We start from the raw sequence: 7,601 nt of genomic DNA, 5'->3' as shown, positions 1-7,601 counted from the left end.
GCTTCCGCGCGCGCGATGATGTCGTCAGCCGCGTCGAACCCGCAATGCTCGATGATCCAGTTCATCACCGTTGCCGGCTCGGCGCAGAGATCTTCATAACGAACCACCAGCACCGCTTCGGCCAGCGCCGGATTGGCCTCGAAACGCGCCGCGAGATGGCCATAGACCTGCGCCCATTGCAGCGCCCAGCCCTCCGCCTCGCGGCCCTCGGCCCAGAGCGCGGCAATCTCGGCCGTCGCCGCCTCGTTGCCGCAGTGAATGGGCACACGGTCGAGCCCGAACTCGAAATGTCCCGCCCGCGCGAGATGGACGCGTGCCTCCGGATGGGCAACCTCGCCCCGGACGAAGAGGCGATGCTGTTTCATCAGCGAGGCGACATGCCAGACCGGATCGCGAACCGGCACGACGAAGCGCGCATCGGGGAAAAGCTTCAGCAGATATTCGAGCCGCGTCGTGTTGTAATTCGCCTTGGCGAGATAACGTGCGCCGCCCCGCACGAAGAGCAGCTTGCGGATATGTGCGCGCAGGAAATCCTCGAATTCGGGATGGGCGGCGTCGCCCGCGAAAGTCTCGTCCCAGACGCGCTTGTGCAGATGCGGAAAGAACGCCATCCAGATCGGCTCCTCGAAAGCTTCGGGACTTTCCGACGTGACATGGATGCCGTCTCCATGCGCGCGCTCGGCCGGGTGCTCGTCCTTGAGGGGCATGTAGTCGACAAGCTTGTTCCAGAGAATGGGCGTGAAAAGCGGCGGAAAGTCGCGATAGCGCTGCGTCGCAACCTGTGGATGCGCGGCGAGCAGTTCCAGCAGGACCGTGCTGCCGCTCCGCGCAAGCCCGCTCACCCACACAGGCGCCGTCACCGGAATATCGTCGACCCGGTCCTCGAAAAGCCGCGTCTCGATCTTCGCCAGCGACTGCATCAGTTTGGGCCGTGCATAAAGAAGCCGGCCCACCGCATCGACCCAGGGGCTGACCGCGAACTTGTCCGCCGGCGCCGATGCAGGTTGGGTCTGCGCACTCATGCGATCCTCCCGACTTTCTTGATGATGAGCGAAAAGGCGACGAGAAACGTGAAAAAGAAAACTTCCCATCCCCTGAGCCAACCCGGCCCGAGCGGCAGGATTTCGCGGCCGGGCAGCGCGACCTCGACACGGTCGACAGGGCCCGCCGCCGGCAGGTAGCCCGACGGATTGCCGATCAGCACATTCCACCACAACCGCTTTTCGATGGCGGGAACCGGCGCGCTGAGCGGCACATCGGAGACGACATCGCCGTCTGGCGCGCGCACGATCACGCGATGACCGTCATTGTCCCGCTGCACGAGGCTGGCCTCATAGCCGTCCGGCTGCGCCCGCGCGGCGGCGGCCTCGCCTGCTTCCGGAAACCGGTAGCCGTAATCGGCATAAAGCCAGACGACCAGCGCCAGCAGCGGAAGCGAGGCCGCGACCGCCGGCGGCAGGGCCAGCCAGAGCCGCTTGCCGGCGGTGCGGAAAACGCGGGCGATCAGCGGCCAGGCGCCGTCGAATTCGCCGTCATAGGCGTTGAGTTCGCGCCGCGCGGCAAGCGCGGCCGCCTCGGTCTCGACGAGTTTGCGCTGCGGCGACAGGAGCTTGTAGAGCCACATCGAAAGCGCGGCGCCGGCAAGCGCCCAGACGACGAGCCGGGCCGCCGCCGGCAGCGGCGAGAGCAGCGCATCGAGCAGCCGGAAGAGCGGCGCGGGCAGATCGAAGAGACCCGTCGTCATGCGCCGCGTCCCTCAGGACGCCGGCGAGGATCTGGCCGCGTTGCGCGCCGCGGCACGCGCCGCCGCATCCTCCTTGCGCCGCCGCATCATGCGGCGGATCGGCCAGCCGACAACGAAGACGGCGGCCGCGCCGACCGCCAGCAGCACGCCGACAAGCGCGCCGATGACGCTGAGGCCTGCACCCGGTCCGACATAGGCCGCGGCCGGGCCGGCAAAACCGGCCACGGACAGGAGGCTCGCCAGGAAGATCGCTCTCTGCTTTTTCATCGTCTGCTCCTTTCGGTCATGACGGATTGAACGAGGGGCCGAGCGCCTGTCCGAAAGACGGATCGATCTCGGCAGGCGTGTAGCGCCGGGCCCAGGCGACGATCGGTATCTTCTTGTTCCCTTCGCCGCCGCGCACCGGATTGATATATTCCCAGACGACTTCGCCTTCGGGCGTCACCTCGAGAAAGCGCCCGGCCTGGGATTCGGTAATCAGCGTGTTGCCATTGCCGAGCCGCGTCGCTTCCGAGCGCAGCACGCTTTTCAGCGGATCCTTCTCGCTCCCCTGATATTGCCAGACGATCTCCATCGTCTCCGGCTTGAACTCGATGACGCGCGAGCCGCCGGGACCGTTGAAGTTGCCGTTGTTGTCGAAGAGCAGAATATTGCCGTTCGCAAGCGGTTCGGCCGAATGCTGGCCGATCCACGGGCCGGTCGTGCCCCAGACGATTTTGCCTTCTTCCGGATCGAGCACCGCGACAAGCTTGATGTTGCGGAACGAGAGCACCAGGTCGCTCTCGCGTGCGACGCTCATCGCCGCACCCGCTTCGGCGCCCACTTCCATGACGGAATTCGTGTGCAGCGGATCCCGCGCCGCCGTCCGCGTCAGCCCGCTATAGAGCCATTTGAAACGCGACTGCGCGACCACGTCGAACAGCGAAAACCGCTTCTTCACCTCGCCGTCCGGCGACAGGATCGTCAGGAAATCCTCAATCAGGGGCGGTTCGATAGCGCCCGGCACATCGGCCGCATCGTGGCGCATCGCATGGGTCAGCAGATAGATCGAACCGTCGGCGCCGACATCGAGGGCGTGATGCGCCCGCTCGTCGAGATAGCTCCACAGAACGTTTGAATCCTTGTCGAACTTCACCAGTCCGAGGCCCCAGGGCGTGTCGCCCGAGCCCTCGTAAAGCGCCAGCAGGTCGCCATTCGGGAACATGTAGGATTTGCGGATATAGACGAGAGGTCCAGGCGCCGGGCGGCCGCCGTCCCCGTCCTCGCGCCAGATCTCTTCCGGTGGCACATACCAGCGATGCACTTCCTTGCCGCTCATGTCGACAAGCATGGCGCTCGCCTCGTGAGATGAGGTGTAGAGCGTGTAGCCGTTCTCGGTCTTGTCGCCGAGATAGGTGACGACGCCCTTGTGCTCCCAGCGCGCGTCGTGCCAGAGATCGGTCTTGAAGGGATCGTTGAACTGTGTGGCCTTGGCATAAAGCGCCAGCGCCGCCTCATGGGCATTTGTGAGGGTCTTGTAGGGCGGCACTTGCGCCAGCACCACATAGGCGCCGAGAAAAAAGGCGAGAAGGGAAATACAGAGAATGAAAATGGCGGGGCCGATCCAGCCGCCGCCCGGTTCGGCCGCCTTTTCGCGCGAACGGCCCTCCGAAGGGCGTGATTCCGCATATTGATAGGTCATTGCTGTACCCGATCTCTATGGCCCGAACCGCCCGTCGCGATGGAAGCCACCGCGTATGGCGAGAAAAAGACAAAAGGGGGGCAATAAATTGTTCTCTGTCGTCCCGCATGGCTGCGTGTGTTTCAACGGCCCGCAACGGGACGAAAACGGGTGCCTTGAACAATCGGCCGCGCCACCCGACACTGGCCGGAACATAAAACGCGGAGGGGCGTCATGGGTCTCGGTCTCGGCAGATTTCAATACACGAAGGGTCTCCACGATCTTGGGCGAGGCGGCTACGCCTGGCTGCAGCCCGATGGCGGCTGGGGCTGGTCGAATGCCGGCCTGATCGTCGATGACGGCGAGTCATTTCTGGTCGACACGCTGTTCGACGTGCCGCTGACGCGCGAGATGCTTGCCGCCATGCGCAAGGCCGAACCGAAGGCGGCAGCGAAGATCGGTACCGTCGTCAACACCCATCACAATGGCGATCACTGCAACGGCAATGAATGCTGCGCGGGTGCCGAGATCATCGCCCACAAGCTCGCCGTCGAGGCCATGCGCCACGAACCGCCGGCGTTGCTGGCGGGCTTCCTCGACATGGCGCCGGGCCTCGGCGATCTCGGCAAATATGTGACGCAATGTTTCGGCGCCTTCGACTTCAAAGGCGTGACGCAGACCCTCCCGACAACGACCTTCGAAACCGAACTGACGCGCCATGTCGGCTCGAAGGAAATCCGCATCATGCATGTCGGTCCCGCTCACACGCCGGGCGACGCGCTGGTCTATGTGCCGGCCGACAGGACGGTCTTCACCGGCGACATTCTCTTCATCGAGGGCCACCCCATCATGTGGGAAGGCCCGGTCGGCAACTGGATCGATGCCTGCAACAAAATTCTGGCGATGGATGTCGAAACCGTGGTGCCGGGCCACGGACCGATCACCGGCAAGAACGGCGTCAAGGCGGTGCGTGACTATCTCGTCTATGTGCGCGACGAAGCGAAGAAGCGCCACGACGCCGGGCTCTCGGCGCTTGATGCGGCGCTCGACATCGACATGTCGGATTACGACAGCTGGGGCGACGGCGAACGCATCGTCGTCAATGTCGCGACGCTCTACAAGGAATTCTCGGGCGACCACACGCCCAACGATGCGGTGGCGCTGTTCGGCCAGATGACCGAGGTGGCGAAGAGAAAAGGCATACTGAGGGTCTGAACCGCGCTTCCTTGACGTTGCGTCACGTCACGCAGCCGTGATCGGCAGCCGCATGGACAGCCACCCGCGCCGCGCCGATGATCCGCCTCAACAAAACCGGAGGGGACGCCATGCCGACGCTTTACGAACATCCGCTCTCGCCCTATGCGCAGAAGGTGAAAATCGCCGCGCGCGAGAAGGGAATCGACCTCACGCTGAAAACGCCGGACGGCATCGGCGCCGGAACCTCCCGCGGCGAATTCGTCACCGCCAATCCGCGCGCCGAGGTGCCGGCGCTGATCGACGGCGATGTCCAGATATTCGATTCGACCATCATCCTCGAATATCTCGAAGACAAATACCCGGCACCGCCCCTGCTCCCCGCATCGCCGGCAGCCCGCGCAAAAATGCGCATGATCGAGGAGGTCTGCGACACGCATTATGAGGCGATCAACTGGGGCCTCGGCGAAATCGCTTACTTTCGCCGTGCCACCGGCGCGAAAGCCGCCGAGATGCAGGCCCGCGCGGCGGAACAGACCGGACGCATTCATTCATGGCTGACGCGACAGCTTGGGCAAGCCGACTGGCTCAACGGCGAAAGCTTCGGCTGGGGCGACCTCTCGGTGGTGCCCTATGTCAATGGCTCGGCCGGCTTCGGCAACGCGCCCGGCGAAGGTTCACCCCTCGGCCGCTGGCTCGCGCGCGTCAATGCGAGGCCCAGCGTCGCACAGACGGCGAAGGAAGCGCGCGACAGCATCGCCGCCATGGCGCAGGTTGCGAATGTGCTGGAACAGGGCCTCTTCAAGCGCGAATATCGCGACCATCGCCTTGAATGGATGATGAAGTCGGGCGGCGTCGAGATCGTCCTCGACGGCCTGAAGAAAGACAACATACGTTTCAGCCACGACTTCGAATAGGAACGCCCATGCCCGCCGACGCGCAATCGATCATCCTGCATCAATACGACATCTCGCCCTTTTCCGAGAAAGTGCGCGTGGTGCTCGGCATCAAGGGCCTCGACTGGTTCGCCTGCGACGAGCCCGTCATCATGCCGAAGCCCGAACTGGTGGCGCTGACCGGCGGCTACCGCAAGATCCCGGTCATGCAGATCGGCGCCGACATCTATTGCGACACGCAGATCATCATTCGCGAACTGGAGCGCCGCTTCCCGAAACCGTCGGTCTTCGTCGGCGGCGACCGTGGCCTCGGCTGGGGCATGGGCCTCTGGACCGACCGCAGCTTCTTCCTCGCCGCCGTCGCCGTCATCTTCGGCAATGCGCCGGACGCGATGGGCGAGGATTTCAAGGCCGACCGCACCAAACTGATGGGCCGCCCCTTCGACACCGAAGCGATGAAAGCGGGTGCGCCCCTGATGGCCGAACAGTTGCGCGCCAATCTCGGCTGGCTCGAGGAGCAACTGGCCGATGGCCGCAAATTCCTGATGGGCGAGGCGCCGGGCATCGCCGATGCCAATGCTTATTATAACCTCGCCTTCATCCGCTGGATCGTGCCGACGGCAATGAAGAGCGCCGAAGCGATGCCGCATCTTGCCGCCTGGGAAAAGCGCGTGAAGGCGGTCGGTCATGGAAGCCGGCAGGAAATTTCGCGCGACGCAGCGCTCGACATCGCCAAAGCCGCGACGACGACGGAAGCAGTAAAGGCCGATCCCGGCGAGCCCAACGGCTTGAAGCCCGGCGACAAGGTGACGGTGATGGCCGACGATTACGGCCGCGACCCGATTGCCGGCGAACTCGTTTCCTCCTCCGCGCAGCACATCGCGCTGAAGCGCAACGATCCGCGTGTCGGCGAGGTGGTGGTGCATTTCCCGCGCGCGGGCTTCCTCGTCATGCGCGGCTGACATGACACCCGAGCTCGGTACGATCGAAGGTTTCTACGGACGGCCGTGGAGCGCGGAAGAGCGCGCCGCGAACATTGCCTTCCTCGCGCAGCATGGCTATGGCTTCTATCTCTACGCGCCGAAAGCCGACACCTTCCTGCGCCGCCGCTGGGCCGAGCCGCACCCGACAGAAATGGCCGACGATCTCGCCCGCCTCGCCGCGCAATGCCGCGCCGCGGGCGTGCGCTTCGGCGTCGGCCTCAGCCCCTATGAGCTATATCTGAATTTCGATGCCTCAGCCCGCGCGGCGCTGGCGGAAAAGCTTGCCTTTCTCGACGGCATTGGCTGCGTCGATCTCGCGATCCTTTTCGACGACATGCGCGGCGACATTGAAGGGCTGGCCGACAAGCAGATCGAGATTGTCGACTGGATCGCCGCGCGCAGCGGTGCGACCCGCCTCATCACCTGCCCGAGCTATTACACCGACGATCCGATCCTCGATCGCGTTTTCGGCCAGCGCCCGCCCGGCTATCTCGAAGCGCTCGGCGCGGGGCTCGATCCGGCTGTTGAAATTTTCTGGACAGGCCCGCGTGTCTGCTCGAAGGAACTGACGGCGGAACATCTGGCGCGCGTCGCCGAAACGCTGCGCCGCAAGCCCTTCATCTGGGACAACTACCCGGTGAATGACGGCCAACGCATGGCGCCCTTCCTGCATCTGCGCGCCTTCACCGGCCGCACGGGCGAGATCGGCGCGGAGATAGCGGCGCATGGCGTCAACCCCGCGTCGCAGGCGATGCTGAGCCGCATTCCGATGCTGACACTCGAAATGCTCTACCGGGACGCCGCCTACGATCCAGACAGCGCCTTCCACGCCGCCGCCGAAGCGATTGCCGGTGCGCCACTCGCACGCCTGATCGAGGAAGACCTCGCCGCCTTCCAGGATGTCGGCCTCGACGCATTGCCGGAAAAGGAACAGGCGGCGCTACGTGCCCGCTATGCCGCCTTCGATCACCCTTGCGCCCGCGAGATCGCCCTCTGGCTCGACGGCCATTGGCGCATCACCGACGAAATCGTCCAGACGCAGTAGCAGTAGCCGTCCGGTATGCCCCTTTCTTCCCACCCTCCCCCTGTGGGAGGGTCAAACGGTCGAAGACCGTTTGGGGAGG

General features: G+C 64.5%; 8 protein-coding genes. 4 read left to right on the top strand and 4 right to left on the bottom strand.

What is annotated here, in order from left to right; translation table 11 throughout:
- From WEB61_RS02085 to WEB61_RS02070, 4 genes are all read right to left on the bottom strand, one after another.
- The coding region (locus tag WEB61_RS02085; RefSeq protein ID WP_368062674.1) for a sulfotransferase at positions 1-1,022 on the bottom strand (1,022 nt) is incomplete at its 3' end.
- Positions 1,019-1,744 carry a hypothetical protein gene (locus WEB61_RS02080; RefSeq protein WP_368062673.1) on the bottom strand — a complete coding sequence of 242 codons (726 nt, stop codon included), beginning with the start codon at positions 1,742-1,744 and terminating at the stop codon, positions 1,019-1,021. The genes WEB61_RS02085 and WEB61_RS02080, both read right to left, overlap by 4 nt.
- Positions 1,745-1,756: 12 nt before the next feature.
- A complete protein-coding gene (locus WEB61_RS02075; RefSeq protein ID WP_368062672.1) occupies positions 1,757-2,011 on the bottom strand; it encodes a hypothetical protein in 255 nt (84 codons plus the stop codon).
- A gap of 16 nt (positions 2,012-2,027) precedes the next feature.
- Positions 2,028-3,425, bottom strand: coding sequence for an arylsulfotransferase family protein (locus WEB61_RS02070; RefSeq protein WP_368062671.1), 1,398 nt, complete (start codon positions 3,423-3,425; stop codon positions 2,028-2,030).
- Between the two features lie 213 nt (positions 3,426-3,638).
- On the opposite strand from WEB61_RS02070, the gene WEB61_RS02065 reads away from it, so the two are divergent.
- The 4 genes from WEB61_RS02065 (at position 3,639) to WEB61_RS02050 (ending at position 7,522) form a co-directional block, all read left to right on the top strand.
- Positions 3,639-4,619: an MBL fold metallo-hydrolase gene (locus tag WEB61_RS02065; RefSeq protein ID WP_368062670.1), complete on the top strand. Its 981-nt coding sequence runs from the start codon at positions 3,639-3,641 to the stop codon at positions 4,617-4,619.
- 110 nt (positions 4,620-4,729) lie between these two features.
- On the top strand, positions 4,730-5,515 hold the full coding sequence (locus WEB61_RS02060) for a glutathione S-transferase family protein (RefSeq protein ID WP_368062669.1): 786 nt from the start codon (positions 4,730-4,732) through the stop codon (positions 5,513-5,515).
- 8 nt (positions 5,516-5,523) lie between these two features.
- Positions 5,524-6,456, top strand: coding sequence for a glutathione S-transferase family protein (locus WEB61_RS02055; RefSeq protein WP_368062668.1), 933 nt, complete (start codon positions 5,524-5,526; stop codon positions 6,454-6,456).
- A 1-nt stretch (position 6,457) separates the two neighbouring features.
- The gene (locus tag WEB61_RS02050; protein WP_368062667.1) at positions 6,458-7,522 is read left to right on the top strand and encodes a beta-N-acetylglucosaminidase domain-containing protein; all 1,065 of its coding nucleotides are present in this window, start codon (positions 6,458-6,460) and stop codon (positions 7,520-7,522) included.
- The last annotated feature ends 79 nt before the right edge of the window (positions 7,523-7,601 follow it).

It is taken from the genome of Parvibaculum sp. (assembly GCF_040882025.1).
In the GTDB taxonomy this organism is placed as follows: domain Bacteria; phylum Pseudomonadota; class Alphaproteobacteria; order Parvibaculales; family Parvibaculaceae; genus Parvibaculum.
The sequence above is the reverse complement of the archived record's forward strand: the minus strand, read 5'-3'. Positions and strand labels throughout refer to the sequence as shown.

What these genes read in the sequence shown, in the direction of transcription:
- WEB61_RS02080 (WP_368062673.1), bottom strand. Translation starts at nt 1,744, where the DNA reads ATGACGACGGGTCTCTTCGATCTGCCCGCGCCGCTCTTCCGGCTGCTC.
- WEB61_RS02075 (WP_368062672.1), bottom strand. Translation starts at nt 2,011, where the DNA reads ATGAAAAAGCAGAGAGCGATCTTCCTGGCGAGCCTCCTGTCCGTGGCC.
- WEB61_RS02070 (WP_368062671.1), bottom strand. Translation starts at nt 3,425, where the DNA reads ATGACCTATCAATATGCGGAATCACGCCCTTCGGAGGGCCGTTCGCGC.
- WEB61_RS02065 (WP_368062670.1), top strand. Translation starts at nt 3,639, where the DNA reads ATGGGTCTCGGTCTCGGCAGATTTCAATACACGAAGGGTCTCCACGAT.
- WEB61_RS02060 (WP_368062669.1), top strand. Translation starts at nt 4,730, where the DNA reads ATGCCGACGCTTTACGAACATCCGCTCTCGCCCTATGCGCAGAAGGTG.
- WEB61_RS02055 (WP_368062668.1), top strand. Translation starts at nt 5,524, where the DNA reads ATGCCCGCCGACGCGCAATCGATCATCCTGCATCAATACGACATCTCG.
- WEB61_RS02050 (WP_368062667.1), top strand. Translation starts at nt 6,458, where the DNA reads ATGACACCCGAGCTCGGTACGATCGAAGGTTTCTACGGACGGCCGTGG.